We start from the raw sequence: 25789 nt of genomic DNA, 5'->3' as shown, positions 1-25789 counted from the left end.
CCCGGCAAAAACCTCTAAGCCTTTCGCTCCACGAGAATCGCGAACACAAGGCTCTCCATGCGCTGTCCCTACTGCCAGTCCGAAGATACGCAGGTGAAGGATTCGCGCCCCGCCGAAGATGGCGCGGCGATCCGCAGGCGGCGCGTCTGCCCCGATTGCGGCGGCCGCTTCACCACCTTCGAACGTGTGCAGTTGCGCGACCTCGTCGTAGTGAAGAAATCCGGACGCAAGGTGCCGTTCGACCGCGACAAGCTGCTGCGCTCGGTCGAGATCGCCGTGCGCAAGCGCAATGTCGATCCCGAGCGTATCGACCGCGCGGTGACCGGCATCGTGCGCCAGCTCGAAAGCTCGGGCGAGACCGAAGTCGCCTCGGGCGAGGTCGGCCGCCTGGTGATGGAGGCGCTGAAATCGCTCGACGACGTCGCTTATGTCCGCTTCGCCTCGGTCTATCGCAATTTCCGCGAGGCCAAGGATTTCCACGACGTGCTGGGCGAACTGAAGGGTGACGAGCTCAAGGAAGAGGACGCCGGCTGAGCATGGCAAGGCGCAGCCAAGCCGAACAAGAAGTTCTTGATCGCCGCTTCATGGCGGCAGCACTCAGGCTGTCGCGGAAAAATGCCGGGCGGACCTCGACCAACCCGTCCGTCGGCACACTGATCGTGCGCGACGACGGCACCGGGCCGATGATCGTCGGCACCGGTGTCACCGCTGTCGGCGGCCGGCCGCATGCCGAGACCGAGGCGCTGGCCGAGGCCGGCGAGCTCGCACGCGGCGCCACCGCCTATGTCACACTGGAGCCCTGCGCCCACCATGGCCGCACGCCGCCTTGCGCCAATGCACTGCTCAATGCCGGCGTCGCGCGGGTGGTTGGGGCTGCGAGCGACCCCGATCCACGCGTGTCAGGCAACGGCTATGCGATCCTGCGTGCCGCCGGTGTCGAAGTGGTCGAAAAGGTGCTGCTGGCAGAAGCCGCCGAGCAGATGGCCGGCTATCTCATTCGATCTCTCAAAAAGCGCCCGGAAGTGATCCTGAAGCTTGCGCTTTCCAGCGACGGCAAGATCGGTATGGAAGGTGCGGGGCAGGTCTCGATCACCGGCGACATCGCCCGGCGCGAAGTCTATCTGATGCGCGCCGAAGCCGACGGCGTACTGATCGGCGTTGGCACGGCGCTGGAGGACGATCCGGCGCTGACGGTGCGTTTGCCGGGGCTGGAAAACCGTTCGCCGACGCGCATCGTGCTCGACCGCCAGATCAGACTGCCGGAAACGTCGAAGCTGGTGTCAGGCGTCGACCGGGTTCCGCTTTATGTGGCCGCCTGCGCCGAAGCCGATCCGCACCGGCGGGCCGCGCTCGAACGGGCCGGCGTGCGCTTTATCGGCACCGAGACGTATGAAGGCGATATTGCGCTGCCGGAACTGCTCGAGGATCTGGCGGCGCTCGGCATGGCCAGCGTGCTGGTCGAGGGTGGCGCCAAGGTGGCCAAGGCCTTCCTCACTGAGGGGCTGGTCGACCGCATCGTGCTGTTCCAGGGGCAGAAGCCGATCGGCAAGAGCGGCATTGCATCGCCCATCGACGCCGACCATATCCCGGCAGGATTTCGCAAATTGCGCGACATGCGTTTCGGCGAAGACAGCTACGCGGAGTGGATAAGACCATGATCCCAAAAAATGGGAACCGGTTTTTGGACAAGATAATGGTCAAACTGAAAGACAGAGTCTGATGTTTACCGGGATTGTCACCGATGTCGGCACCGTCGCTGCCGTGAAGCCGCTGAGAGAGGGCGTCGGCCTGCGCATCGACACCGCCTATGACCCGCAGACCATCGCCATCGGTGCTTCGATTTCTTGTGGCGGCGTCTGCCTGACGGTCACGGCGCTGCCGGAAAGCGGCGCCAATGCGCGCTGGTTCGAAGTCGAGGCCTGGCAAGAGGCGCTTAGGCTGACCACAGCGATGGGCTGGAAATCCGGCACGAGGATCAATCTGGAGCGGGCGCTGAAGATCGGCGACGAACTCGGTGGGCACATCGTTTCAGGCCATGTCGACGGCATGGCCGAGATCGTGTGGCGCAAGGAGGAGGGCGACGCCGTGCGCTTCACGCTGGAAGCGCCGCGCGACCTGGCCAAATTCATCGCACCCAAGGGCTCCGTCGCGCTCGACGGCACTTCGCTCACCGTCAACAAGGTCGAAGGCACCCGCTTCGACGTGCTGCTGATCCATCACTCGCTGACCGTGACCACCTGGGGCGAACGCCAGGTCGGCGACCGGGTCAATCTGGAGATCGACACCATGGCCCGCTACGCGGCGCGCTTGGCCGAGGCCGCGAAAGAGGGGCTTTGATGGCCCTGCCGGAGAGCGGCGTGGATTCATACGGTTGGTCCGAACAGGACGAGCACCTCGGATTTAATTCGCGCCTTGTTCCGTTCCGTTGGCGCTGCCCCTCACCCGCCTGCCGGCGACCTCTCCCCGTAAACGGGGCGAGGGGCGCTGTCATCGATGGTTTCGCCAATCACCAGCGTTGCAAGAAGGGCGCCGGCGTCGCGGCCAGCTTCTTTCGCCCCGTTTACGGGGAGAAATGCCCGGCAGGGCAATGAGGGGCAGCGCCGGCTTTCGGTAATTGATCTCTCCAGCACGGGTTGCGAACCCATCATTTGTCCGATTGCACTGGGCGCTCAAGCAAGCTTTGAACTTCCGGCCGATTGGCCGTACATTGCCGCTCAGGAGAACGACGATGATCTCACCCGCTTTGAAAACACCTTGCGGCCGTGTGCGCGGCGAGCGTCTGGAAACGCCCGTCACCGCTGACCAGAAGAGCCTCATAGAACATGCGGCGGCACTTCAGGGCCGGGCAGTGGTGGATTTCGTGCTGACCAGCGTGCTGGATGCTGCTCGCCGTGTCACCGAGGAGCATCAGCGCCTCGACCTGCCCGTCCGTGACTGCCAGGCTTTCGTCGATGCCCTGATCAATCCGCAGCCGGTGAACGATCGTCTGCGCGACACAATCCGCCGCTATCGTAAGGCCGCTGGCGTCTGAGCGGGGCATGATGACCAAGGGCAAAAAGACTTCCAGGCATGAAGAGCAACTGACGCGCGAAGCATTGGCCGATGTGGACGCCGGCCGCGTAATCGATCACCATGTCGTACTGGCTTTGGGCAGAAAGCCTTGACGCCAGTGAGCCGCTTCCAGCATCGCGCCGGGAAACCAAATAATCAGGGACTGTCGCCGCATCTCCACCAATCTTCCGCTTGCGATCAAACCGGCTTCGGCCTAAGTCACCGGCGATCCCGGAGACATCTATGGCTGGCACATCCCAACACGGCAAAGCGTTCATTCGCCCGAAGAAGAAGGCCCACCTTCTTGTCATCGAGGCGCGCTTCCATGACGATCTTGCCGACGCGCTGCTCGAAGGCGCGACAATCGCGCTCGAGGAAGCGGGCGCGACATACGATGTCGTCACCGTTCCGGGCTCACTCGAAATTCCCGCAGTGATTTCCTTCGCGCTCGACGGCGCCGCCGAAGGCGGGCCGAGCTATGATGGTTTTGTCGCCCTCGGCACCGTCGTGCGCGGTGATACCTATCATTTCGACATCGTCGCCAATGAATCCAGCCGTGCCCTGATGGACCTGTCCGTGCAGGATGCGGTCTGTATTGGCAACGGCATCCTGACCACCGAAAACGACGAGCAGGCCTGGACGCGGGCCAGGCGTTCGGAAGGCGACAAGGGCGGCTTTGCCGCGCGTGCGGCGCTGACTATGATTGCCCTCAAGCAACAGTTGGGAGAGCGATCGTGAGCGAACCCGCATCACCCGGCCAGCCTGCGGTACGCCACGCCAACAAGCGCGGTGCTGCCCGTCTGGCCGCCGTGCAGGCGCTCTACCAGATGGATGTGGCCGGCAGCGGCGTCTTCGAGATCACCGCCGAATACGAGGCGTTCAGGCTCGGCAAGGAAGTCGACGGCGCGCTCTATCGCGAGGCCGACGCACAATGGTTCCGCGCCATACTCGCCGGCGTCGTCGAGAACCAGAAGACCATCGATCCGATCATCCGCCAGGCGCTGACCGAGGACTGGCCGTTGTCCAGGCTCGATTCAACGCTGCGCGCCATATTGCGCGCTGGCGTCTACGAACTGATGAAGCGAGAGGACGTGCCGGTGGCTGTCATCGTTTCGGAATATGTCGACATCGCCAAGGCGTTTTATGAAGAAGACGAGCCGAAGCTGGTCAATGCGGTGCTCGATCGCGTGTCGCGCCGGGTGCGCGGCGAGGGGCGTGGCAAGGACGCTTTATGACGGCCGTTGCTATCGCCGAGGCTAGTCGGGAAGCGCGCCGCACGGCACTCATCCTTGCCGCTTCGCAGGCGATCATCGGTTCGGCCGGACCCATCGCCATTTCCGTGGGCGGGTTGGCCGGACATTATCTGCTCGGCTCCGACAAGTCGCTGGCGACCGCACCGATCACTGGCTTCAACGTCGGCGTGGCGCTCGGCGCCTTGCCGGCCGCCGCCATCATCCGCCGGCTCGGCCAGCGCGACGGCTTCATGACCGGCACGATCGTCACTGCGCTGGGTGGTCTGGTCGCCACGCTGGCGCTGTTCCAGGCCAGCTTCTGGCTGTTTGCCTTCGGCCTGCTGGTGATCGGCGTCGGCGGTGCCTTCGTCCAGCAATTCCGCTTCGCCGCCGCCGACAACGCGCCGTCTGAATTCAAGGCGCGCGCCATCTCTTTCGTGCTGGCCGGCGGCATCGTCACCGCCATTCTCGGGCCGCAGATCGTCATCTTCACCCGCGAATTGTTTGCACCAGTGATGTTTGCTGGCTCGTTCGCGTCCATCCTGGTGCTGGCGGCTGTCGGCGCCGCCATCCTGTCGTTCCTGCGCATCCCGGCCAAGACAATGGGCAAAGCGGAAATCGCCGACAGCGACGCGCGACCGCTCTCCGAGATCGTCACGAGGCCGCGCTTCGTTGCAGCGCTGTTTTGTGCCGTCGGCAGCTACGCGCTGATGAGCTTTGTCATGACCGGCGCGCCGCTCGCCATGGTCGGCTGCGGCCTTTCGACGGACGACGCCACGCTCGGTATTTCGTGGCATGTCATGGCGATGTTCGCGCCGAGTTTCTTCACCGGCTCGCTGATCTATCACTTCGGCGCCGAACGGATCGTCGCAACCGGCCTTGTGCTGCTGATCGGCTGCGCCGTAGTGGCACTGTCAGGCCTGGCACTGTGGCAGTTCTGGACGGCGCTGATCCTGCTCGGCCTCGGCTGGAATTTCGGCTTCATCGGCGCCACCGCGATGGTCGCCGACAGCTACCGGCCGTCCGAAAAGGGCAAGGTCCAGGGTTTTCACGACTTCGTCCTGTTCGGCTCCGTCGCCTTCGCTTCGCTGATGTCGGGCGCCGTCTACAATGCCTGGGGCTGGGAGATGCTGAACTGGATCATCTTCCCGGTGACGGTGCTGTGCTTCGTGGCACTGGGCGTGCTGAAGATGACCGCGCGGCCGACCAGCGGATGACCCCGAACCGAAGGTTCGGAAAGGATCATGCGCAAAATCAAAAGTGCTACAGCGTCCTTTGCGCGTCCAAACGGACGCGCGGCGCTGTAATGCATGTCGCGCAAAAGTGTGCAGCGGTTTTGTGATAACGACATGCGTAAAAACAACAACCTAAAGCGCGTCGCATGAGGCCGGCCAAACGCGACGCGCTTTAGTGACATGACGCTGTCGGGATCGGACAGCAGCGGATCCAGCCGCATCCGAACAAAATTATTGCCCCCATCCCCCTTCTTATGAAACCGTGTGCCCCGACGGGGCATTGAAGCCATGCTCATATGCGGCAGCCGTAATCCGGTTCTCAGCAAGGGATTTGTGAAATGTTTTCAGTCAAGGTTCTGGCCGGCGCGGCTCTAGCGCTCGGCATCACCGCAGCCTCGGCGAGCGCTCAGGTGGTGGTGTCGTCGAAGATCGACACCGAAGGCGGTGTGCTCGGCAACATCATCCAGCTGGTGCTGAACGCCAACAACATCCAGACCACCGACCGCATCCAGCTCGGCGGCACTCCTGTGGTGCGCAAGGCGATCACCGCCGGCGAGATCGACATCTATCCGGAATACACCGGCAATGCCGCCTTCTTCTTCGAAAAGGCCGACGATCCCGTGTGGAAGGATGCTGCCAAGGGCTATGAAATGGCCAAGAAGCTCGACTACGACGCCAACAAGATCGTCTGGCTGTCGCCGTCGCCGGCCAACAACACCTGGGCGATTGCGCTGCGCAAGGATGTCGCCGAGGCCAACAAGCTGGCGACGCTGTCCGACTTCGGCAAATATGTCTCGGGCGGCGGCCAGGTCGTGCTGGCGGCCTCGGCCGAATTCGTCAATTCGGCCGCCGCACTGCCGGCCTTCCAGACCACCTATGGCTTCACGCTGAAGCCGGACCAGCTGATCACGCTGTCCGGCGGCGATACGGCGGCGACCATCGCCGCTGCGGCGAACCAGACCAACGGCGCCAACTCCGCCATGGTCTACGGCACCGATGGCGGCATCGCGCCGTCCGGCCTGGTCGTGCTAGAGGACGACAAGGGCGTGCAGCCGGTCTACCAGCCGGCGCCGATCATCCGCGAGGCGGTGCTGAAGGAGCATCCCGCAATCGAGACGCTGCTGAAGCCGGTCTTCGCCAAGCTCGACCTCGTCACCCTGCAGGAACTGAACGGCCGCGTGCAGGTCGGCGGCGAGCCGGTCAAGGGCGTCGCCGAAGACTTTTTGAAGAAGAACGGGTTTTTGAAGTAGTCAGCCCGTTTTGAAAATGACGCCGGTGCGAGGCGCCCCCCTCTGGCCTGCCGGCCATCTCCCCCGCAAGGGGGGAGATCAGATGTCACTTTGGCTTTCGCCAATCTCCGAGGCTGCTGGACGGGCGCTCTTCACGAAGCTACCAATCTGCCCGCTCGGGGGGCTCCGATGACCATCCGCTTTGACAAGCTCGGCGTGGTCATCGCCGCGATCGTTGCTTATGCCGCCTTCGTGGCGCCCTTCGCCACCTTCCGCGCCAACCGCATCGTGCCAGGCGAGGCACGCTCGATCCTCGAGGCTCTGCCTGCGGCGGCAGGCCCGCTGCTGCTGGCGATCGTTGTCGCCGCGGGGCTCATCGCGCTGTTGAAGACGCCGCTGATCCTACGCCTTGCCGCCAGTGTGGTCGTGCTTGCAGCATTGGCGCTGCTGATCGGCGTCGCCGGCAGCTTCCTGACGCCTGAGGGCAATACCTTTGCCCGCATCTCGCCGGCCTCGGGCTTCTGGCTGCTCATCTTCGCCTTTACGCTTTTGCTCGCCGATGTGCTGACAAGGCTGAACCTGTCGCCATGGGCGCGGGTTGGCATACTTGTAGTCGCAGCTCTGGCCATCGGCCTGTTGCTGGTCTCGGGAAGCTGGAACAGCCTGTCGATCCTCAAGGAATATGCCAACCGTGCCGACAGTTTCTGGGCGGAAGGCTCCAAGCATGTGACGCTGGCGCTGGGTTCGCTGGCGGCGGCGGTGATATCAGGCCTGCCGCTCGGCATCCTCTGCCACCGCGCCGAAAAATTGCGGGCCGGCGTGCTCAACGTGCTGAACATCATCCAGACCATCCCCTCGATCGCGCTGTTCGGCCTGTTGATCGCGCCGCTCGGCTGGGTCGCCACGCATGTTCCCGGCGCAGCCGCGCTCGGCATTCGCGGCATCGGCACCGCGCCCGCTTTCGTTGCCCTGTTCCTGTATTCGCTGCTGCCGGTGGTGGCCAACACCGTGGTCGGTCTTGCCGGCGTGCCGCGCGCCGCCAATGACGCCGCACGCGGCATGGGCATGACCGATCGCCAGCGCCTGTTCGGCGTCGAATTTCCGCTGGCCTTCCCGGTGATCCTCACCGGCATCCGCATCGTGCTGGTCCAGAACATCGGCCTTGCCACCATTGCCGCGCTGATCGGCGGCGGCGGCTTCGGCGTGTTCGTGTTCCAGGGTGTTGGCCAGACGGCGATGGACCTGGTGCTGCTCGGCGCCGTGCCGACGGTGGCTATGGCCTTTGCCGCCGCCATCATCCTCGACGCGGTGATTGAAATGACCTCCACCAGGAGACGCGAGGCACAACCGGCATGATCGAGATCGAAGGCATTACCAAGCGCTACGACGCGACAACGGTGGTCGACGACGTGTCGTTGCTGATCGAGCCGCGCACCATCGCCGTCATCGTCGGCACCTCCGGCTCCGGCAAGACGACGCTGCTTCGCATGATCAACCGGCTGGTCGAGCCGACCGCGGGCGTGATCAGGCTAGACGGCGCCGACAACCGCTCGCTGCCCGGCTACGAACTGCGCCGCAGCATTGGCTACGCCATCCAGGGCCATGGGCTGTTTCCGCATCGCACGGTGGCGCAGAACATCGCAACCGTGCCGGTGCTGCTCGGCTGGGACGCGGCCCGCATCAAGCGCCGCGTCGACGAGTTGATGACGCTCTACCAGCTCGATCCCCAGGCGTTCGGGCCACGCTATCCGCACGAGCTCTCTGGCGGCCAGCAGCAGCGCGTCGGCGTCGCCCGGGCGCTTGCCGCGGAGCCGAACGTGCTGTTGATGGACGAGCCGTTCGGCGCCCTCGACCCGATCATCCGCAACAAGGCGCAGGAGGATCTTCTGGCGATCCAGAAGCGTTTCGGCACCACCATCATCCTCGTCACCCATGACATGGAAGAGGCGGTGCATATGGGCGACAAGATCGCGGTGATGGATGCCGGCAAGCTGGTGCAATATGCCAAGCCCGCCGAGATCCTGGCGAAGCCGGCCAGCGCCTTCGTCGAGACCCTGGTCGGCGCCAGCGAAAAACCGTTCAGGCTGCTGTCGCTCGGCCGGGTGCGCGACGCGGTGGAGACGGGCACCGCCGAAGGCGAGGCGATCCCCGCCGACGCCAGCCAGCGCGATGCGCTGGCCGAGCTCCTCTGGTCGGGCCGCCCGGCATTGCCAGTGAAAGGCGCCGACGGCAAGCCGCTCGGCCGCGTGACGGTGGACGGGCTGGTGAAACGCGCGGCGAGGCCGGCATGAAGGAGGCCGGTGTAAAAGCTTGGCTTCCGTCGCTGCTCAGGCTTGTCCTGGTGGTGTTGCTGGTTGCCTTCGTGACCAATCCCGGCTGGTTCGAGCCGCTTCTGAAGCCGCTGACCGAGAACAACGCGCCGGCAATCTACAATCAGGGCAGCCTTTTGACGTTGACGCTGCTGCATCTGAGGACCGTTCTGATCGCAACGGTGGCGGCGACCATCGTTGCCGTGGCCCTCGCCATCCTGGTCACCAGGCCGGCCGGCGTCGAATTCCTGCCGCTGTCGCGCAGCCTGGTCAATATCGGCCAGACCTTTCCGCCGGTGGCGGTGCTGGCGCTGGCCGTCCCGGCCGTCGGCTTCGGCGAAAAGCCGACACTTATCGCGCTGTTTCTCTACGGTCTGCTGCCGAACTTCGAGAACGCGCTGACCGGGCTGACGACGCTGCCGGCCAATGTGGTCGAGGCGGCGCGCGGCGCCGGCATGACCGGCTGGCAAAGGCTGGGCAGGGTCGAGCTGCCGCTCAGCGCACCGATCATTCTCGGCGGCATCCGGCTGTCGGTGGTCATCAGCCTCGCCACCGCGACGATCGGCTCGACCGTGGCGGCCAGGACGCTCGGCGAGGTGATCATCGCCGGTCTGTTGTCCAACAACCTCGCCTTCGTCCTGCAGGGAGGCCTGATCGTCGCAGCCCTTGCCGTGCTGATCTATGACGGGCTGTCTGCGATCGAACGCTACACTGCGCGCCGCATGGGGCGGGAGACAGCATAGCCGACGGCTCAGAGCTCAGATATCGCGTTCGCTCATCTCGGCCAGCGCCAAGAGATGTCACAAGAGCCCTGTTTTGAGCGGCCTGTTGCCGTGAATCGGGATCGAAAGGCGCACGATGCTGCCTTCCTTGCCGTAGATGTGATGACTGCCGGCAACACGCAAAAGCTACCAGCCTTGCCGCTCGATGGCACGCGCAAGCTCCTTGCCGGAAATGGACTTCAAACAGCGATTTCCATGACCCGGCCGGGTTCTGAAGTGAAAGATAGCGGCTCTACCGAGAGGCAGCCTTCGATCGCTTCACGCAAGTTATCGACAAGTTCGTCCAAGGTTTCACCCTGGGTCGCGCAGCCGGGAATTGCCGGCACTTCGGCCCAGTAGCCACCTTCTTCGGCTTCGTGAATGATCGCCTTGAACTTCATGAGTCATCTCCAATTCCACCCTGAAGGATAGGCTGCCCGCCGGTATTTGCAAAGCTGCATGAGCGCTGAGCTGCAAGTTCTTCCTGTCTGATCAGGCTCGCGACGGGTGTGGCAGTCCAACATCTGGAACGGCCAGCAGAAGGCTTTCATGTTCTACATGACCATGCTGGCTGTGCTGATCTTCGTCGTCAAGCTGACTGCGACCTGCGCAAAGGCTGACGACCGCCAGCCGATTTCAATCGATCTAATTGGGTGGCGGCGCTGGCGAGCGTGTTGCCGCCCATTGCTTTTGGGCGAAAGGCGGGGCTTTTGGGCGAAAGCCGGGCAAAAACCGAACAATATCTTGACGTTCGCAACCCTGTTTCGCATAAGCCGGTGCGAAGGGAGCGGATTACGCGCGCGGAATCCGCTCCCCTGTCTCAACGGCCCAGGGAGGGGTTCTTTTGGGTCATCAAGCGAGGAAAATCCGGCAATGACCATAATTTCAGCTGTCATCGCCTGCGGTCTGCTTTCAGTCCTTTACGCCATCTGGGCGACACGTTCGGTCCTCGCGGCCGATCAGGGCAATGCACGCATGCAGGAAATTTCCGCGGCCATCCGCGAAGGCGCGCAGGCCTATCTGGCGCGCCAGTACACCACCATCGCCATCGTCGGTGTCGTGGTCCTGCTGCTCGCCTGGTGGCTGCTTTCGATCACCGCCGCCATCGGCTTCCTGATCGGCGCCGTTCTGTCGGGCGCTGCCGGCTTCATCGGTATGCACGTCTCGGTGCGCGCCAATGTCCGCACCGCGCAGGCGGCTTCCAACAGCCTCGCTGCCGGCCTCGAGATCGCCTTCAAGTCTGGCGCCATCACCGGCATGCTGGTTGCTGGCCTGGCCCTGCTCGGCGTCTCGATCTACTACCTGATCCTCACCCAATTCATGGGCCTTCAGCCCAACGACCGTGTCGTCATCGATTCGCTGGTTTCGCTCGGCTTCGGCGCCTCGCTGATCTCGATCTTCGCCCGTCTCGGCGGCGGCATCTTCACCAAGGGCGCCGACGTCGGCGGCGATCTCGTCGGCAAGGTCGAAGCCGGCATTCCCGAAGACGATCCACGCAATCCGGCCACCATCGCCGACAATGTCGGCGACAATGTCGGCGACTGCGCCGGCATGGCCGCCGACCTGTTCGAGACCTATGCGGTGACCGTGGTCGCCACCATGGTCCTCGCCGCCATCTTCTTCGGCGGCACCGCCGTTCTCAGCGCCACGATGCTCTATCCGCTGGCCATCTGCGGCGCCTGCATCCTGACGTCCATCGTCGGCACTTTTTTCGTCAAGCTCGGCTCCAACGGCTCGATCATGGGCGCGCTCTACAAGGGCCTGATCGTCACCGGCCTGCTGTCGATCGTCGGCCTCGGCGTCGCCACCTCGGCAACGCTGGGCTGGGGCGAGATCGGCACGGTCGACGGCATGGCCATCACCGGCGCGAACCTGTTCATCTGCGGCCTGATCGGCCTTCTGGTGACCGGTCTCATCGTGGTGATCACCGAATACTATACCGGCACCGACAAGCGCCCGGTGAACTCCATCGCCCAGGCATCGGTCACCGGTCACGGCACCAACGTCATCCAGGGTCTTGCGGTCTCGCTGGAATCGACAGCACTTCCGGCGATCGTGATCGTCGGCGGCATCATATCGACCTACCAGTTCGCCGGCCTCTACGGCACGGCGATCGCGGTCACCACGATGCTCGGCCTCGCCGGCATGATCGTGGCGCTCGACGCCTTCGGCCCGGTCACCGACAATGCCGGCGGCATTGCCGAAATGGCCGGCTTGCCCAAGGAGGTGCGCCAATCCACCGATGCGCTCGACGCCGTCGGCAACACCACCAAGGCGGTGACCAAGGGTTACGCCATCGGTTCGGCCGGTCTCGGTGCGCTGGTGCTGTTTGCGGCCTACTCCAACGACCTGAAGTTCTTTGCCGCCAATAGCGACAAATATCCTTACTTCCAGGGTATGGGCGAAGTCTCTTTCGATCTCTCCAACCCTTACGTCGTCGCCGGCCTGATCTTCGGCGGTCTCATTCCGTATCTGTTCGGCGGCATCGCCATGACCGCCGTCGGCCGTGCGGCGGGTGCCATCGTCGAGGAGGTGCGCAAGCAGTTCCGCGAGGATCCGGGCATCATGGCCGGCACGTCGAAGCCGAACTATGCGCGAGCGGTCGATCTTCTCACCAAGGCGGCGATCCGGGAAATGATCATTCCGTCGCTGCTGCCGGTGCTGGCGCCGCTGGTCGTCTATTTCGGCGTGCTGCTGATCTCGGGCTCGAAGGCATCCGCCTTTGCGGCGCTCGGCGCCTCGCTGCTCGGCGTCATCGTCAACGGCCTGTTCGTTGCCATCTCGATGACCTCTGGCGGCGGCGCCTGGGACAACGCGAAAAAATCGTTTGAGGACGGCTTCACCGGCAGGGACGGCGTCAAGCATCTAAAAGGTTCCGAGGCACACAAGGCCTCGGTGACCGGCGACACCGTCGGCGATCCCTACAAGGACACCGCCGGTCCGGCAGTCAACCCGGCGATCAAGATCACCAACATCGTCGCCCTGCTGCTGCTGGCCGTGCTCGCGCACGGCTGAGGCCGCTCGGCCCTTCCGGGGCCGAAATCCAGAACCGAACCCGCGGGAGCGATCCCGCGGGTTCTTCTATTTTGGACGTCCAGCATCAGGGCATTGACGCCCGTGACGGCTCCAAAGCTCGTGTTCAAGTCGTCTGCGGCCCGCAGCCTGCGACGCTGGCTTGCTGTCTCAAAACAAAAACCCGCAGGATCGCTCCCGCGGGTTTTCGGTCGCCTGAGATGTTGCTGCTTCCAGGGAAGCAAAAGGAAAGGATGAGAAGCTGATTCTGCCGGGATGGATCAGGTGCCGGGCGCGCCGCCGCCGCCGCCGGGGAGGCCGGGCGCCAGCTTGCTGGCGCCGCCGATGATCTGGCTAAGGAAGTTCTGGTCCTTGCCGCCGGTCGGCGTGGTCCGCGAGATGAAGTCGAACACTTTGCCGTCCTTCAAGCCGTAATTGGCGATCTGGGTAACGCGCCCGTCCTCGCCGAAATAGACGGCGAGCACCTTCTGGTCGACCAGCCTCGGCTTGTCGAAGGCGACGTAACGCTTGCGCGTCTGCGAGATGTAGTAGAAGGCCTCGTTGTCGAAAGTCGCCTTCGTCGACGGGGTGCCGAGCGCCAGAAGCACCTGTTCGCGGCTCGAGCCGACCGGCACCAGGTCGATCGCCTGCTGGTCGATCACGTAGCCCTGCGTCAGCGTCTCGCTCGGATTGAGATCGCCGATCATTTTCGACGAGTTGCAGGCGGACAGCGCCGATGCAACCGCCAGCAGCGAGACCGCGCCGGCGGACCTGGACAAAGCGGACCTGGACAGAAAAGTCGACTTGAATTTCAGCGCGCGCAACTACAACTCCATTAGCTGGCCGCAACTTGCGCTGGGCCGCAAAACCGGTAAACCAGCTTGCTCGCCGATGCAACAAGGCCAATTCAAACAAGCGGTCCCCGGGAGACCACCCTCAATGTTCCAGCGCCTTTTTGGTCGCGAACGTCACGCCAACCGCGCTATCACCGAGGCGCTTTACGCACAAATCGTGGCAGCGGCGCGGCAAACCGTGTTTTATTCCGACTGGAATATACCGGACACGCCGCTTGGCCGCTTCGAGATGCTGTCGCTGCACATGTTCCTGTTCCAGCACCGGCTGCGCGGCGAGGGCGGTGTTGCCGGGGAGGTTGCGCAGGTGCTGATCGACGAATTCTTCATGGATGTCGAGCATTCGCTGCGGGAACTGGGCATCGGCGACGTCGGCGTGCCGAAGCGCATGAAGAAACTGGCGAAGATGTTTTATGGCCGCACCGCCGCCTATGACGATGCGCTGGAACGAAACGACCATGATGCACTCGCCGCCGCCCTTGCCCGCAATGTCAGGCCCGATGCCGCCACCTGGCCGCAAGCAACGCAACTGGCCGGCTACGTCGCCGATGTCTCCAGGCGACTCGCGGAACAGCCGACCGAATCGATTGTTTCCGGCACGGTGGCATTCCCCGTGGCCAAGACTATCTAAGAAAATAAGACTATCTAAGGAAAAGATGAAACACGCAGATTCCCAGAGCCCTGTGTCCTTCGTGGCCAATGTCGCCAGGCTGCCGCAAAAGGGACTGCCGGTGGTGATCGAGGCCGACGCCGCGCAGCGCGCCGCGCTGGCGGGCGAGCACGATTTGCTCTCGGTCGAGAACTACCGTGTCGAACTCCTGGTGGCGCCGTGGAAACGCAACGGCGTCAAGGTCAGCGGCCGCGTCGAGGCCGATATCGCCCAGGCCTGCATCGTCACCCTCGACCCGGTCGAGGCGCATATAGCCGAGGCGGTCGACGCACTGTTTCTGCCGGAGCAGTCCAAGCTTGGGCGGCACGGTTTCGAGGGCGGCGGCGAGATAATGCTCGATGCCGAAGGGCCGGACAGCCCGGAAACATTTTCCGGCAATACGATCGATGTCGGGGCGCTCGCCGAACAGTTCTTTGGGTTGGCGATCGATCCCTATCCGCGCAAGCAAGGCGTTTCAATGGAGGCTGCCGACGATGCCGGGACTGCGGAAAGCGAATTCCAGCAAAAGCTGCGTTCCCTGCTGGGAAAATCCTGAAAACCCGACCCAATCGGAGAAAGCCGGTTGTGCGGCAGCCCAAAAACGCTATTTTCGCCGAACCTTCGCGAGCCCCAAAACCGTTGCCAGCGCCAGGCGCTCGCTCAAGCAAACTGTGAGATGAACACCGCGTGATCAGGATTTCCATCGATGCCATGGGTGGCGATCACGGACCAAGCGTGGTCATCCCGGCGCTCATGACGGTCGCGACACGGCGTCCCGACATCCGCTTCGTCATCTATGGTCGCGATGAGGCAGTGCGCCCCGAACTCGCAAAACTCCCCAAGTTGGCGGAAGTGTGCGAGTTCATTCACTGCGAGATAGCAGTCAGGATGGACGACAAGCCGAGCCAGGCGCTGCGCCATGGCCGCTGGAAGTCGTCGATGTGGAAAGCGGTCGAGGCGGTCAAGGCGGGCACTGCCGACGCCTGCATCTCGGCCGGCAACACCGGCGCGCTGATGGCGATGTCGAGGTTCTGCCTTCGCACCATGGCGACCATCGACCGTCCGGCGATTGCGGCGCTCTGGCCGACATTGCGCGGCGAAAGCGTGGTGCTGGACGTCGGCGCCACCATCGGCGCGGATGCGCATCAACTGGTTGACTTTGCCATTCTGGGCACAGGCATGGCGCGCTCGGTTTTCGGCATCGAACGGCCGACCGTCGGCCTGCTCAATGTCGGCGTCGAGGAGATCAAGGGCCAGGAAGAGGTCAAGGAGGCGGGCCGCATGTTGCGCGAGGCCAACATGGCCTCGATGAACTACCATGGTTTCGTCGAGGGCGACGACATCGGCAAGGGCACGGTCGACGTGGTCGTCACCGAAGGATTTGCCGGCAACATCGCGCTGAAGACGGCGGAAGGCACCGTAAGACAGATCGCCGGTTATCTGCGTGCCGCGATGGACCGGACGCTGATGGCCAGGATCGGCTATATATTCGCCAAAGGCGCCTTCGATCGCCTGCGCGAAAAGATGGATGTCGGCCGCTCCAATGGCGGTGTTTTCCTGGGTCTGAACGGCATCGTGGTGAAAAGCCATGGCGGGGCTGATTCGGACGGCTTTGCGGCGGCGATCGAGCTTGGCTACGACATGGTGCGCAACAATCTGCTCGACCGCATCGAAGCCGATCTCGACCTGTTCCATGCGCGCAATCCGCATGCCCAGAGGAAATCCGACGTCGTTGCCGACGCAGAGGAATAGGAAAGAGCCTTGATCAGATCAGTCGTGCGCGGCACAGGCGCCGCGCTGCCCCGCCGCATCATGAAGAATGCCGATTTCGAAGGCATGGTCGAGACGTCAGACGAATGGATCGCCCAGCGCACCGGCATTCGCCAGCGCCATATCGCGGCCGACGACGAGACGACGGCTTCGCTCGGCGAGGCTGCGGCGCGCGCAGCCCTCGACAATGCCGGCCTGACGCCGGCCGATATCGACCTGATCGTGCTGGCGACTTCGACGCCCAACAACACCTTTCCAGCGACCGCCGTCGACATCCAGAACCGGCTCGGCATGCATCACGGCTTCGCCTTCGACATGCAGGCAGTGTGCTCGGGCTTTGTCTACGCGGTGACGACAGCCGACCTCTATATCCGCGGCGGCCTGGCCAAACGCGTGCTGGTGATCGGCTCCGAAACCTTCTCGCGCATCCTCGACTGGAGCGATCGCTCGACCTGCGTCCTGTTCGGCGACGGCGCCGGCGCAATGGTGCTGGAAGCAGGAGAGGGGGCGGGCAGCATTGCCGACCACGGCGTGCTGGCGGCCAGCCTGCGCTCCGACGGGGCCCACAAGGACAAGCTGTTCGTCGACGGTGGACCGTCGACCACTGGAACGGTGGGCCATCTCAGGATGGAAGGCCGCGAAGTGTTCAAGCACGCGGTCGGCATGATCACCGACGTCATCGAGGCGACGTTCTCAGCTGCCGGCATAACCGCTGAGGATCTCGACTGGTTCGTGCCGCATCAGGCCAATAAACGAATTATCGACGCTTCCGCCAAAAAGCTTGGGATAGCAGAGCAAAAGGTGGTGGTTACGGTCGATTTGCACGGCAATACCTCGGCTGCTTCCGTGCCGCTGGCTCTGTCGGTGGCCGTCGCCGACGGCCGCATCAAGAAGGGTGACCTGGTGCTGATCGAGGCGATGGGCGGGGGCTTCACCTGGGGCGCGGTTTTGGTTCGCTGGTAAGTGCCGAACTGACAGGTTCGGTCCTTGACCTTGCCGGATCAATTACTTAGGCTCTATCTCTGCTTGTATAGAGTTATGTTTTTGAGCTGATGGGGACGGTTCGCATGGGGGGAAAGACACTTACGCGCGCCGATCTTGCTGAAGCCGTTTATCGCAAGGTTGGCTTGTCGCGCACTGAATCGGCCGAGCTCGTCGAAGCGGTTCTGGACGAGATTTGCGAAGCGATCGTTCGCGGCGAGACGGTGAAATTGTCATCGTTCGCGACGTTCCATGTCCGCTCCAAGAACGAGCGCATCGGGCGCAATCCCAAGACCGGCGAGGAAGTGCCGATCCTGCCGCGCCGGGTGATGACCTTCAAATCGTCGAATGTGCTGAAGAACCGCATTCTGCGCGCCCACCAGAACAGCAAGGCCAAGGGCAGCAAATAGCGGCTGCGCATCAAAGCCCGGTTGAAAACGGTCGCCCGCTTTGACGCCGGGCTTGAATATTGTTTCATAAACCGCTGAAATAAGGCCCGATTCGGCAGAACCAGCCGGATCGGAATGACTCTTTGTTGAGCATGATCTTGGCCGAGAACCGATTCCCACTTTTCGGGATCATGCTCCAGCGTGAGGATTTCGTCCATGGACAAGAGCCCCGATGCTTTCCGCACCATCAGTGAGGTCGCAGAAGATCTCGACCTGCCGCAGCATGTGCTGCGTTTTTGGGAAACGCGTTTCAACCAGATCAAACCGATGAAGCGCGGCGGCGGCCGCCGCTACTACCGGCCGCAGGATGTCGAACTGATCAAGGGCATCCGCCACATGCTCTACGACCAGGGCTATACGATCAAGGGCGTGCAGAAGCTGCTGCGCGAGAACGGCAACCATTTCCTCGTCGCCATCGGCAGTGGCGACATGGCGGCCGTCGAGGCGATCTCGCAACGCCGGCAGGCCGATGCGGTGCCGCTGACGCCGGCGGCCCAGCCGCGCGGCGCCGATGACGAGATGCTGGTCGGCGAGCCCAAGGTGAAACCCAGCCGGCGCTTTTTCGGCCTGGGCAAGACCGACGACGACGGGCCGGTGCAGCCGGGCACGTCGAAACTCTCGCGCGACAACCGTGCTTTGCTGCAGGAGGCGCTGTTCGACCTTCTGGAATGCAAGCGCCTGCTCGATCAGGTGCGCTAGCGCATGACCCCGAAAATCGGAATCGATTTTCGGAAAAGGATCATGCGCAAAATTAAAGTGCTACAGCGTCCCTTGCGCGTCCAATAGGACGCGCGGCGCTGTAGTGCATGTCGCCCAAAAGCATGCCCTCGGGCTTGAGCCGGATGCGCAGGACAACGACGCATAAAAAGAAAAAGTGGGTCGCATGAATCCCTTCAGACCCAGCGCGCTTTAAGGCCCGATCGATCGCCGGCAAAAACCGGAACTGCTTCCGAAATCATGCGTTCTTTTTCGCAAAGGAAGGAAGCATATCATGGTATCTTTTTCGACCCTCTCCGACATCGACCTTGAAAAGCAGGTCGCATCCCTCTCCAGGGAACTGGCGGCGCTGAGAAAAGCCGTGTCCAGGCGCGGCAGCGCCTATTACGAGGACGGGCGTGAAACCGCGTCGGACTATTACTCGGACCTTGCCGAGCGCATCAGTGACGCTCTGCCTGCGATCAGGAGGCATAGCAGGGTGATAGAGAAGACAGCCCGCGATCATCCCGCGACAGCGGCCGCTGTCGGGTTGGTTGTGGTCGGGCTCGTCGCCAGCCTGTTGCTCAGCCGACAGCAGAAGACGTCGCGACCGACATCCAGATCGGCACGTTGAAACAAAGAAAATGGCGGCGCGGACGACCGCCATTTTCGTTGATAATAAGTCGATCAGCGCGCGAGCTTGAGCTTGTTCTTCGGGCTGACCTGCGCGGTTTGGCTGCATTTGCCATAGACGGTGCCGTTGGGGTCGGTAGCATCCGTGTATGTACCCTTGCAGTCGAGCTCCAGCACCAGACAGTGACCCGCACCCTTACAAACCGCGCCGCCGTCGCCGGTGGGGTGCGTGCCGTTGGCGAAGGCCGAGCTCGGAACGGAAATCGAGCCGAAGGCCGAGACGACGATGGCAGCGGCGAGCGGCAGGCGCTTGAAGTTCGAGATATTGGTCATTCGAGCATTTCCTTCTCTGGATCGAGGATCGCCGTCAGGGCGTCCTTCTGGTTGGGGACTGCCTTTGTGGCGTCCATACCGTCTTGGTGCGGCCCGGAGAGGAAAGGTTCACGCGTCGGTTCAAAAATATTCGCAGCCCCCTGACGCGTTCTGCGCTTGGGTCAAGCTCCCGCCGCTGATTCGATCCGTTCAAAGCGGCTGACGGGCCAGCGACAGCCGCTTAACAAGGGAGCGGCTCAGAACCGTCGAACAATTCGGCGATCGGCCAGTCAAAGAACTCGATCGGGATGACGGTCCCGTGCCGGTGCCGCCGAGGCCTGTGCCAGGCTGCGCCGATCGGAATCACGATGCCGTGACGGCATTTTTGGTGCTTGGCAAATCACCATCGAGAGGGCATTCTCTGCGCCGTCTCAGGCAACTTCTTGATTTGATCAAACTCTTTAAATCCACGGAGTTGCCAAATGCCCCAAATAGCAACAAGCGAAGCTTTTTCCGAACTGTCGGCGACCGAAGCTGCCCCCGACCACAGCGCCCTCAAGGCCATCCGAGAAACCAGGGGATACAGCATGGAAGAGCTGTCTCTGACGTGCGGCCTGGCGGTCGATGAAATCGCGGACATCGAGAACGGCAAGAATGCAGATTTGTCGAAGCTTCGGCGAATAGCCTCCGCGCTCCGGCTTCCGGAAGACGCGCTGATCAATACAGCCGTGCTGACAAAATCCGTGGAAAATCGACGGCCCGTCTCATAACAGCGACGCCAGAGGATCAAGCCAGACAAACGAGTGTGATTCTGGATTTGAAGTTCCTGAATGCTGACGACGTCCAACAGAGCAGGAACTTCAAATCCACAATGCAGGGCATCGGCGCGACGGCCGCCGAATTCGGTTGACCCGAACCGGGTTATCACGATACATCGCGACCGGTCCGGAGTGTAGCGCAGCCCGGTAGCGCACTTGACTGGGGGTCAAGGGGTCGTCGGTTCGAATCCGGCCACTCCGACCATTAAAAACAAAGACTTAGTCAGTATCCCCCAAGCTGGCTATACGGAAAATAGCCGCACTGTAGCCAGCACAACAACCGCGCGCAAGGTGGACGCGGCAGATGTTGCCTGAGCCGCCGCATCGGTGTTGCCGAAAACGGTTCACCGCCGCGCCCGATTTGAGACTATGGTGAATCGGGATCACGGCGGTAATGACGAATTGTGTCTTCGGGAACCGGGCGCAGTGTTCAAGCGCCACGCGTTTAGGTTCGTTTCCTGTGCATTGATCATCATTCGCGGGTTGCCGCAACCTGACGTTGCGTTAGGTTGACGCTGCGACTCGTATGTACCAAACCGACACACTATATAACGGAAGTCGCCCGCACATTAACGGCAAGCCGTCGATTGGAAGAGATCACCACGCTTTCGCCCAAAAACAAAGGGAGAAGCGATATGACCTTCAACCGCGCAACGGATCCAGCGCAGATTTCAATGCTTGCCGCGGTGGTCGACGATTATTGCCATCAGGCCGGGATAGCAGTTGGCGACCCGGCCAGAGAGCGTCTTGGTCGTCACATCATCGAGTTATTCCAAGGCGGCATGGATGAGCCAGACGAGTTGTTGTTGGCCTTGAACCATCGCTATGATGAGTGGCTTGGCGAGGTTGGCCTACCGTCGTCTTCTTCAGAACGGGCAGCTGAGGCTGGTCCTTCTAAGGAACTGGCGCATTACCCTTCAGTTTCTCCGCAACGCTTCCCTCAACGAAAAACCCCGCCGAAGCGGGGTTTCTAGGTTGCGGTGCGAGGCGGTCAGGCCGCAAGTTCGGCGGCCCATTCCGGTGTTAGCAAGCAAGCCGCCCAAGCCTCATCATCAATCGGCCGCAGCGCCGAGCCTAGCATCATTCTATCCCGGTTCGGATCCACGGTTGCGAACGATCGCACGCCGTAAATCTCTCCTAGATTGCCGGCCTTGTGCCGCATCATAACCAGCGATGGCATGTCTTGGTCGCGGTGGGTGATCCACTGGCCGAGTTCGATTGCCATGTTCCGGCCGGTCTTTCCGTGACGGTTGCATGAGCGTTCATTTATTCTCTCCAGATGGCCACTCAGGCCGCGCCGGATAGGCCCGGCAGCCGGGGGTGAGAGGCGACAGGCTGGGACCGTGAGGCACGACCGCGTCTTCGATGAACTAATCACCGCCACTCGACTGGCGCAGGCTAGCCCACGCCGCGGCTTGCCGAGATGTACGAACTTCAGGTCTTCGAAAACGTTCGGTGGCGTGCAAAATCAATTCATTATTCTATCGAAGACGCAAAAGAGGCTGCCGCCGATATCATCGTGGCCCGTCTGGAATGGGGAGACGCCCAATGAGCGCCGCATCGCTGGCGGGATCGATCTGCACCAAGCGGTATGCGGCCTCGACCAGACACCGTCGCGCGCGTATCCTGCTGCAAAGCGCGGTATTCTCGGCCAGCAATTCCTCTGTGCGCTCAAGCGCGAGCTTTGTCCGGTTGATGCGCTCCCTGGCATCCGCCATCGCGCGTCCGTGGGGTTCCATGGTGTTCATCATGATTTACTAACTCATGGCGGACCGGATCGTTCCCGCCTACCAGAATTGGATCTTGGCGGCAAACTCGCTGCAGGGCTGGTGATTGGCATAGGCATTGCCGTCGGCCTGGCGCTTGCCGGCTAGCTAATTCTGCTAGCTTCTTCCTGCGGCGAACCCCAAACCGCCTGGCCGGCGCCCTAAAGGCAAATCTACCCCAACGCCCCCCAAGCGGCGCCGGCCACTTTCAGCCCCTTCGTTCGAAAGTTGGCTTCCAGTCGCGATTGCGCGCCCGCTGCTGGCCTTCGTAGTCAGGAATGCATGTGAAGAACACCTGCCGGCGGTCACGCCGGCAGCCTTGCAATTTGAGCAGATAAAGAGCCCGACCAGGTCGTCATGCATCGAGCCGTGGTCACGGCCGAGCCTGTCAGTCAGCGCCTGGATGTCGAGCTTCGTCGATTTGCAGCACATCGGGTGCGCACAATTGACATAGATGGTTTCGCGGGCGGCCAGAGTGTCGGCGAGGGTCTTTCGAGGCATGGCGATCTCCGTTGAAGGGGGTTCGCCGCAATGGAGATTATATTCCTCATTTCGAAGGGCGCTAGCAAGCCCACCAGGCCGGGACGCTCGATAAGATCGCATCTTGCATGTATGGACTCGCTCGCTGACTAGCCGCATTCTCTCGCCCGCAAGCGGCCAGTTGGCGAAAGGCGGGGCGATGAAGCGCGTTTGCCTGACAGCACTATTCGTAACGGCGGCTCTATCTGCTCACGCCGATGGCGGTCGCCGGAGCATGATACCTGCTTGTGTGTCGGCAGTCAGAATGGCAGTCAGGATCGCGTCGGCAGTCAGGATCATTCGCCCGGACTTCTTTCGGCTCCTGCATGCCGACGAAGATTTCGCCGAGCGTACCGCAAGGATTGAGTACGCGACCCCAGACGACCACGGCACATTCGTTCATCATTCGGCACATTGCCTTTTTTGGAATCGCCGCCTGACTGGGATTAGCATCGACGGAGATGTCGAGGGACACATCATCGTAGACTGACCCGCGTGATGGCTACTTAGCTCTCATCCCAAAAGTCCTGCAGCGAGGCGTGGCGAAGGTCGTCCTCGCCCCTGAGGTGCTTCACGCGGGCTTTGATTCCCGCCTTGACCCACTGCGTTGCCGGTCGCTTCGGCATGTCCTTGGGCGGTGGCCCAGCATGTTCCTGAACCCGCTTCCAAAGCCGCTCGCGCATCTCGCGATTTACACTGACAAACGCGCTGCCGACATATTTGCGCGTGCCTGGTTCTGCCATGAGTGCGAACGCCGGCTTACCCCGCTCGCGTTCGATGCCAAGCAATTCGAACTCGCTTTCGGTGAAGGATTTTGTTTTCAGCCAATTGGTGGTCGGGCCGCTGCGATATTTGCTGTCCCGACGCTTTGATACCATCCCTTCCAGGCCGGCCCCGTCGATCAGATGATAGATCGCATTAGCCTCGCCCGGCATCGTCTCGCTGAACTGGATGCGGCTGTCAGACCCTATAAGGCCGGCCAGGATTTCCCGCCTGTCCTCCAGCACCATGTCGCGCAAGTCGTGGCCGTTGAGATGCAGCAGATCGAATGCGACGAAATAGAGGTCGTGCTGGCGCCTGGTGATTGCCTTGCGCAGCGCGGCAAAGTCCGAAAGGCCAGCCTCATTCAGAACGACGACTTCGCCGTCGATGATGGCGTTCTGTACGCAGAGACCTTTGGCTGCCTCGGCCAAATCGTGGTACTTCGATGTCCAGTCTAGTCCGCGGCGAGTGAAGATCCGCACACCGTCGGCGTCGATGATGATCTGGGAGCGGTAGCCGTCGAATTTGGCTTCATGCATCCAGTCATCGCCTTGGGGCGGCTTGGCTACCAAGGTCCGCATCATCGGAGGAATAAATTCTAGCCGGCCGCCGGCACTCACTCGTTTAGCCACCAAATTGACTCTAGGCTCATCCGATTTGACAGCCAGGGGAACGGAACGTGACCATTTTACTAAATTAGTAATGATGCATGAGAGGCTTATGGTAGAACTAGCCGGCGACCCAAACCCCCGCCGGTTAGGCCCGGCGGTCGGTTGCCTACCCCGCAGCGGCTGTCGGGCCGTCTGAAGTGGTAGGCACGGTGAGGCCAAGTGACCCGAATTAGAACCAGCCAGATCGGCATGCCGTTCTCCTTGAAATAGGACACCACCGGCAGCGTCAGGTAAGCCGTGGAGCGCCGTCCGCGTCACATTCGCCTTAGTAGCCGCCGCCGCCCATGCCGCCGCTACCGCCGGGGCTACCGCTGCCACCGTTTGTGGTCTGTGTCGTGGAATGCTGCGCTCCACTGCTGGTCATGCACCCGGCGGCACCGGTTAGGATCATGAGCAAGACTGCGATTGTGATGTGACTGGGCATAAGGGTTGTCTCCCTTCCGTGGGTTCCCCCGCAATCGGTCAACAACATTGCGCTCGGTTCTATTCCATCACGATCGAGTGACGGATTTGGGGCTTTTGACACCCATTTCAGACAGCTTTTGCCTTGGTCATGCCGGATCACCACCCAGCCCTTTTGAGATAGGCCGCGTCGGCGCGGCCCCAGTGATAATCACGACGGGCCGAGGTTGTGTTTAAGCTATGCCTCGATCTGTTCGCCCACGAACTCCAAAATTCGGCCACACGACGCGGTTGCTGATATTCACTATGCCAATTTCGCTTGCAGCATCTTGGTTGATACTTCACCATGCAGTGGAACGATTTCTAGCGTCCGAAGGTGGAAGGTTTTGATCAAAATTGGCCTCAGCGTGGTTGCTGCAACCGTACTCCTTGTGACGCGCGCCTGGTCAGCCGACAATTCAGGAGTGGATCAGGCGCCGCAGACTGATGTCGACGTTGTCATTGAACTCGGCCTTGGCGGAATAATTCAGCCTGAATACGAAGGTTCAAAGGATTATGAGATTTGGCCGTGGCCAGTGATCGGCTTCGGCTATCTCGCCATCCCCGGTTTGTTTGCAATCGGTAGCCCAGAGGCTCAGGCAGGCGGATTCGCGATCGGTCCGTCCTTCAACTACACCTCTGATCGGGACGTCAGCGATGATCCAGACCTGTCCGGGCTTGATGATGTCGACGCTACATTCGAAGCTGGTTTGCGGGCCAGCTATGAATGGACCAACGCGGAGGTTTGGGGAGAGGCTCGCTATGCTTTCGGGGGTGCTGACGGTGTCGTGGGTGAATTCGGCGTGAACGCGGTGGCCCGGCCTACGCCTGAGCTCGAGCTCAAATTGGGACCTTTCGCGACAGTTGCTTCAGCCGACTATATGGACAGCTATTTCGGAGTTTCGGCTCGAGAATCCGCTAACACAGGCTTCAGAGTTGACGCCTTTGATCCAGGCGGTGGCTTTAAGAGCGTGGGTATCAGGGGGCTTGCAAGATATGAATTTCGGCCGACCTGGTTTTTGAACGCAAAGGCATCGTACAGTAAGCTTGTGGGCGACGCCGCCGATTCGCCGATTGTTAAGTTTGGCAGCGAAGATCAATTCGCTTTCGGCTTGAGTATCTCGAAGAGGTTCTCGTTCGACTTGTTCTAATACCTGGCGTCTGGGCCCGGCCGCGTGAAAGAAGGCCCGTGACAGATGGGAGCGCGGTTGGCTTAAGCGCAACCGCTATGGAGATGACCACTGGTTGGTTGAGCCGATCACCGACAACAAGGCCGTAATCTACGTTCTCGCAATCCTCTTTTTCATCGTCCTACCGATCATACTTGGCCTTAACGGCATCTCTCATTAGGTCTCTGGGGGTCCACTTCAACGGAGCACGGTCAAAACGCTGATCGACCGTGGGATTGATGCCGACGCAAGGGCTGGTTTGGTCGAGCAATTCGTCCGGCTCAGCGCTCGCTTGCCCGATCTGAGGCAGGCTGAGAGAACGTCAGGATCGTTGGCTTCGACGCGAGCGCTCAACGTGGCGGTTGCCGAACAGCGGCGGCTGATTGTCGAGGTGTACAAGGGCGCGAAACCGAAGCGGGTGCAGGTCGATCCGGAGCCCGAGCCCGAGGCGGATCGAGTATGGCGTGCGAGGT

At 61.9% G+C, this 25789-nt stretch carries 30 protein-coding genes and 1 tRNA gene; 25 read left to right on the top strand and 6 right to left on the bottom strand.

Going from position 1 to position 25789, the window contains the following annotated elements:
* Nucleotides 1-57 precede the first annotated feature (57 nt).
* The 12 genes from nrdR to AC0L3L_RS28840 all read left to right on the top strand — a co-directional run bounded on the left by nrdR (nt 58) and on the right by AC0L3L_RS28840 (nt 9799).
* Entirely contained in the window at nt 58-534 is a 477-nt protein-coding gene (gene nrdR, locus AC0L3L_RS28895; RefSeq protein WP_023798407.1) for a transcriptional regulator NrdR, read from the top strand.
* 2 nt (nt 535-536) lie between these two features.
* Nucleotides 537-1658 carry a bifunctional diaminohydroxyphosphoribosylaminopyrimidine deaminase/5-amino-6-(5-phosphoribosylamino)uracil reductase RibD gene (gene ribD / locus AC0L3L_RS28890; RefSeq protein WP_473640414.1) on the top strand — a complete coding sequence of 374 codons (1122 nt, stop codon included), beginning with the start codon at nt 537-539 and terminating at the stop codon, nt 1656-1658.
* Nucleotides 1659-1719: 61 nt separating this feature from the next.
* Nucleotides 1720-2337 (top strand): riboflavin synthase, encoded by a 618-nt coding sequence (locus tag AC0L3L_RS28885; RefSeq protein WP_473640412.1) that lies wholly within the window; start codon nt 1720-1722, stop codon nt 2335-2337.
* A gap of 391 nt (nt 2338-2728) precedes the next feature.
* Nucleotides 2729-3031 carry a type II toxin-antitoxin system TacA family antitoxin gene (locus AC0L3L_RS28880; RefSeq protein ID WP_473528391.1) on the top strand — a complete coding sequence of 101 codons (303 nt, stop codon included), beginning with the start codon at nt 2729-2731 and terminating at the stop codon, nt 3029-3031.
* A gap of 7 nt (nt 3032-3038) precedes the next feature.
* On the top strand, nt 3039-3164 hold the full coding sequence (locus AC0L3L_RS28875; RefSeq protein WP_473640410.1) for a hypothetical protein: 126 nt from the start codon (nt 3039-3041) through the stop codon (nt 3162-3164).
* A 130-nt stretch (nt 3165-3294) separates the two neighbouring features.
* Nucleotides 3295-3789 carry a 6,7-dimethyl-8-ribityllumazine synthase gene (ribH, locus tag AC0L3L_RS28870; protein ID WP_473487710.1) on the top strand — a complete coding sequence of 165 codons (495 nt, stop codon included), beginning with the start codon at nt 3295-3297 and terminating at the stop codon, nt 3787-3789.
* The gene (nusB, locus tag AC0L3L_RS28865) at nt 3786-4286 is read left to right on the top strand and encodes a transcription antitermination factor NusB (RefSeq protein WP_473640408.1); all 501 of its coding nucleotides are present in this window, start codon (nt 3786-3788) and stop codon (nt 4284-4286) included. Before ribH ends, nusB begins: the two co-directional genes overlap by 4 nt.
* Nucleotides 4283-5500, top strand: a complete 1218-nt coding sequence (locus tag AC0L3L_RS28860; protein WP_473640406.1) for an MFS transporter — start codon at nt 4283-4285, stop codon at nt 5498-5500. Before nusB ends, AC0L3L_RS28860 begins: the two co-directional genes overlap by 4 nt.
* Before the next feature lie 356 nt (nt 5501-5856).
* Nucleotides 5857-6768 (top strand): glycine betaine ABC transporter substrate-binding protein OsmF, encoded by a 912-nt coding sequence (osmF, locus tag AC0L3L_RS28855; RefSeq protein WP_473640404.1) that lies wholly within the window; start codon nt 5857-5859, stop codon nt 6766-6768.
* 168 nt (nt 6769-6936) lie between these two features.
* Nucleotides 6937-8103, top strand: coding sequence for an ABC transporter permease (locus AC0L3L_RS28850; RefSeq protein WP_473640403.1), 1167 nt, complete (start codon nt 6937-6939; stop codon nt 8101-8103).
* Nucleotides 8100-9038 carry an ABC transporter ATP-binding protein gene (locus AC0L3L_RS28845; RefSeq protein WP_473640401.1) on the top strand — a complete coding sequence of 313 codons (939 nt, stop codon included), beginning with the start codon at nt 8100-8102 and terminating at the stop codon, nt 9036-9038. Before AC0L3L_RS28850 ends, AC0L3L_RS28845 begins: the two co-directional genes overlap by 4 nt.
* Nucleotides 9035-9799, top strand: a complete 765-nt coding sequence (locus AC0L3L_RS28840) for an ABC transporter permease (protein WP_473640399.1) — start codon at nt 9035-9037, stop codon at nt 9797-9799. Before AC0L3L_RS28845 ends, AC0L3L_RS28840 begins: the two co-directional genes overlap by 4 nt.
* Nucleotides 9800-9856: 57 nt before the next feature.
* Here the strand turns inward: AC0L3L_RS28840 and AC0L3L_RS28835 are convergent, their stop codons facing one another.
* Both AC0L3L_RS28835 and AC0L3L_RS28830 read right to left on the bottom strand, forming a co-directional pair.
* Entirely contained in the window at nt 9857-9961 is a 105-nt protein-coding gene (locus AC0L3L_RS28835; RefSeq protein ID WP_473640397.1) for a type II toxin-antitoxin system HicA family toxin, read from the bottom strand.
* Nucleotides 9962-10017: 56 nt separating this feature from the next.
* Nucleotides 10018-10218: a type II toxin-antitoxin system HicB family antitoxin gene (locus tag AC0L3L_RS28830; protein ID WP_473640395.1), complete on the bottom strand. Its 201-nt coding sequence runs from the start codon at nt 10216-10218 to the stop codon at nt 10018-10020.
* A gap of 472 nt (nt 10219-10690) precedes the next feature.
* On the opposite strand from AC0L3L_RS28830, the gene AC0L3L_RS28825 reads away from it, so the two are divergent.
* On the top strand, nt 10691-12832 hold the full coding sequence (locus AC0L3L_RS28825) for a sodium-translocating pyrophosphatase (protein ID WP_473640393.1): 2142 nt from the start codon (nt 10691-10693) through the stop codon (nt 12830-12832).
* A gap of 278 nt (nt 12833-13110) precedes the next feature.
* On the opposite strand, the gene AC0L3L_RS28820 is transcribed toward AC0L3L_RS28825, so the two are convergent.
* Nucleotides 13111-13653 (bottom strand): outer membrane protein assembly factor BamE, encoded by a 543-nt coding sequence (locus AC0L3L_RS28820; protein ID WP_473640391.1) that lies wholly within the window; start codon nt 13651-13653, stop codon nt 13111-13113.
* Between the two features lie 115 nt (nt 13654-13768).
* Here AC0L3L_RS28820 and AC0L3L_RS28815 point away from each other — a divergent pair, with 115 nt between their 5' ends.
* The 7 genes from AC0L3L_RS28815 to AC0L3L_RS28785 all read left to right on the top strand — a co-directional run bounded on the left by AC0L3L_RS28815 (nt 13769) and on the right by AC0L3L_RS28785 (nt 18859).
* A complete protein-coding gene (locus tag AC0L3L_RS28815; protein WP_473640389.1) occupies nt 13769-14311 on the top strand; it encodes a ubiquinol-cytochrome C chaperone family protein in 543 nt (180 codons plus the stop codon).
* A gap of 25 nt (nt 14312-14336) precedes the next feature.
* Nucleotides 14337-14885: a YceD family protein gene (locus AC0L3L_RS28810; protein ID WP_473640387.1), complete on the top strand. Its 549-nt coding sequence runs from the start codon at nt 14337-14339 to the stop codon at nt 14883-14885.
* A 131-nt stretch (nt 14886-15016) separates the two neighbouring features.
* On the top strand, nt 15017-16081 hold the full coding sequence (gene plsX / locus AC0L3L_RS28805) for a phosphate acyltransferase PlsX (RefSeq protein ID WP_473640385.1): 1065 nt from the start codon (nt 15017-15019) through the stop codon (nt 16079-16081).
* Nucleotides 16082-16090: 9 nt separating this feature from the next.
* Complete coding sequence (locus tag AC0L3L_RS28800) at nt 16091-17062, top strand: beta-ketoacyl-ACP synthase III (protein ID WP_095491040.1); 972 nt, start codon at nt 16091-16093, stop codon at nt 17060-17062.
* A 104-nt stretch (nt 17063-17166) separates the two neighbouring features.
* Nucleotides 17167-17490 carry an integration host factor subunit alpha gene (locus AC0L3L_RS28795; RefSeq protein ID WP_095485783.1) on the top strand — a complete coding sequence of 108 codons (324 nt, stop codon included), beginning with the start codon at nt 17167-17169 and terminating at the stop codon, nt 17488-17490.
* Between the two features lie 195 nt (nt 17491-17685).
* Nucleotides 17686-18228, top strand: coding sequence for a MerR family transcriptional regulator (locus AC0L3L_RS28790; protein ID WP_123147533.1), 543 nt, complete (start codon nt 17686-17688; stop codon nt 18226-18228).
* A gap of 292 nt (nt 18229-18520) precedes the next feature.
* On the top strand, nt 18521-18859 hold the full coding sequence (locus tag AC0L3L_RS28785) for a hypothetical protein (RefSeq protein WP_473640383.1): 339 nt from the start codon (nt 18521-18523) through the stop codon (nt 18857-18859).
* Between the two features lie 53 nt (nt 18860-18912).
* On the opposite strand, the gene AC0L3L_RS28780 is transcribed toward AC0L3L_RS28785, so the two are convergent.
* Nucleotides 18913-19191, bottom strand: coding sequence for a hypothetical protein (locus tag AC0L3L_RS28780; RefSeq protein ID WP_473640381.1), 279 nt, complete (start codon nt 19189-19191; stop codon nt 18913-18915).
* A gap of 461 nt (nt 19192-19652) precedes the next feature.
* On the opposite strand from AC0L3L_RS28780, the gene AC0L3L_RS28775 reads away from it, so the two are divergent.
* The 3 genes from AC0L3L_RS28775 to AC0L3L_RS28765 all read left to right on the top strand — a co-directional run bounded on the left by AC0L3L_RS28775 (nt 19653) and on the right by AC0L3L_RS28765 (nt 20962).
* Entirely contained in the window at nt 19653-19940 is a 288-nt protein-coding gene (locus AC0L3L_RS28775) for a helix-turn-helix domain-containing protein (RefSeq protein ID WP_473640380.1), read from the top strand.
* Between the two features lie 176 nt (nt 19941-20116).
* Nucleotides 20117-20193: transfer RNA gene (locus AC0L3L_RS28770), tRNA-Pro, on the top strand.
* Nucleotides 20194-20575: 382 nt separating this feature from the next.
* Nucleotides 20576-20962: a hypothetical protein gene (locus AC0L3L_RS28765; protein ID WP_473528384.1), complete on the top strand. Its 387-nt coding sequence runs from the start codon at nt 20576-20578 to the stop codon at nt 20960-20962.
* A 17-nt stretch (nt 20963-20979) separates the two neighbouring features.
* On the opposite strand, the gene AC0L3L_RS28760 is transcribed toward AC0L3L_RS28765, so the two are convergent.
* Entirely contained in the window at nt 20980-21213 is a 234-nt protein-coding gene (locus tag AC0L3L_RS28760; RefSeq protein WP_473640378.1) for a hypothetical protein, read from the bottom strand.
* A gap of 235 nt (nt 21214-21448) precedes the next feature.
* Between AC0L3L_RS28760 and AC0L3L_RS28755 the strand changes: the two genes are divergently transcribed.
* Entirely contained in the window at nt 21449-21862 is a 414-nt protein-coding gene (locus AC0L3L_RS28755; RefSeq protein ID WP_473487698.1) for a hypothetical protein, read from the top strand.
* 917 nt (nt 21863-22779) lie between these two features.
* Here AC0L3L_RS28755 and AC0L3L_RS28750 read toward each other — a convergent pair.
* Nucleotides 22780-23619, bottom strand: a complete 840-nt coding sequence (locus AC0L3L_RS28750; protein ID WP_473640376.1) for an ATP-dependent DNA ligase — start codon at nt 23617-23619, stop codon at nt 22780-22782.
* A gap of 875 nt (nt 23620-24494) precedes the next feature.
* On the opposite strand from AC0L3L_RS28750, the gene AC0L3L_RS28745 reads away from it, so the two are divergent.
* Nucleotides 24495-25298: a MipA/OmpV family protein gene (locus AC0L3L_RS28745; protein WP_244555124.1), complete on the top strand. Its 804-nt coding sequence runs from the start codon at nt 24495-24497 to the stop codon at nt 25296-25298.
* Nucleotides 25299-25789 lie beyond the last annotated feature (491 nt).

It is taken from the genome of Mesorhizobium sp. WSM4849 (genome assembly GCF_055811385.1).
This window is presented reverse-complemented; position numbering and strand designations above follow the sequence as displayed.

Bases quoted from the DNA above. Each gene is read 5' to 3' on its own strand.
- AC0L3L_RS28880 (WP_473528391.1), top strand. From the start codon at position 2,729: ATGATCTCACCCGCTTTGAAAACACCTTGCGGCCGTGTGCGCGGCGAG.
- osmF (WP_473640404.1), top strand. From the start codon at position 5,857: ATGTTTTCAGTCAAGGTTCTGGCCGGCGCGGCTCTAGCGCTCGGCATC.
- AC0L3L_RS28810 (WP_473640387.1), top strand. From the start codon at position 14,337: ATGAAACACGCAGATTCCCAGAGCCCTGTGTCCTTCGTGGCCAATGTC.
- AC0L3L_RS28790 (WP_123147533.1), top strand. From the start codon at position 17,686: ATGGACAAGAGCCCCGATGCTTTCCGCACCATCAGTGAGGTCGCAGAA.
- AC0L3L_RS28795 (WP_095485783.1), top strand. From the start codon at position 17,167: ATGGGGGGAAAGACACTTACGCGCGCCGATCTTGCTGAAGCCGTTTAT.
- AC0L3L_RS28780 (WP_473640381.1), bottom strand. From the start codon at position 19,191: ATGACCAATATCTCGAACTTCAAGCGCCTGCCGCTCGCCGCTGCCATC.
- AC0L3L_RS28850 (WP_473640403.1), top strand. From the start codon at position 6,937: ATGACCATCCGCTTTGACAAGCTCGGCGTGGTCATCGCCGCGATCGTT.
- AC0L3L_RS28775 (WP_473640380.1), top strand. From the start codon at position 19,653: ATGCCCCAAATAGCAACAAGCGAAGCTTTTTCCGAACTGTCGGCGACC.
- AC0L3L_RS28785 (WP_473640383.1), top strand. From the start codon at position 18,521: ATGGTATCTTTTTCGACCCTCTCCGACATCGACCTTGAAAAGCAGGTC.
- AC0L3L_RS28840 (WP_473640399.1), top strand. From the start codon at position 9,035: ATGAAGGAGGCCGGTGTAAAAGCTTGGCTTCCGTCGCTGCTCAGGCTT.
- AC0L3L_RS28825 (WP_473640393.1), top strand. From the start codon at position 10,691: ATGACCATAATTTCAGCTGTCATCGCCTGCGGTCTGCTTTCAGTCCTT.
- ribD (WP_473640414.1), top strand. From the start codon at position 537: ATGGCAAGGCGCAGCCAAGCCGAACAAGAAGTTCTTGATCGCCGCTTC.
- AC0L3L_RS28830 (WP_473640395.1), bottom strand. From the start codon at position 10,218: ATGAAGTTCAAGGCGATCATTCACGAAGCCGAAGAAGGTGGCTACTGG.
- AC0L3L_RS28750 (WP_473640376.1), bottom strand. From the start codon at position 23,619: ATGATGCGGACCTTGGTAGCCAAGCCGCCCCAAGGCGATGACTGGATG.
- AC0L3L_RS28885 (WP_473640412.1), top strand. From the start codon at position 1,720: ATGTTTACCGGGATTGTCACCGATGTCGGCACCGTCGCTGCCGTGAAG.
- AC0L3L_RS28760 (WP_473640378.1), bottom strand. From the start codon at position 21,213: ATGGCAATCGAACTCGGCCAGTGGATCACCCACCGCGACCAAGACATG.
- AC0L3L_RS28860 (WP_473640406.1), top strand. From the start codon at position 4,283: ATGACGGCCGTTGCTATCGCCGAGGCTAGTCGGGAAGCGCGCCGCACG.
- AC0L3L_RS28845 (WP_473640401.1), top strand. From the start codon at position 8,100: ATGATCGAGATCGAAGGCATTACCAAGCGCTACGACGCGACAACGGTG.
- AC0L3L_RS28875 (WP_473640410.1), top strand. From the start codon at position 3,039: ATGATGACCAAGGGCAAAAAGACTTCCAGGCATGAAGAGCAACTGACG.
- ribH (WP_473487710.1), top strand. From the start codon at position 3,295: ATGGCTGGCACATCCCAACACGGCAAAGCGTTCATTCGCCCGAAGAAG.
- nrdR (WP_023798407.1), top strand. From the start codon at position 58: ATGCGCTGTCCCTACTGCCAGTCCGAAGATACGCAGGTGAAGGATTCG.
- AC0L3L_RS28815 (WP_473640389.1), top strand. From the start codon at position 13,769: ATGTTCCAGCGCCTTTTTGGTCGCGAACGTCACGCCAACCGCGCTATC.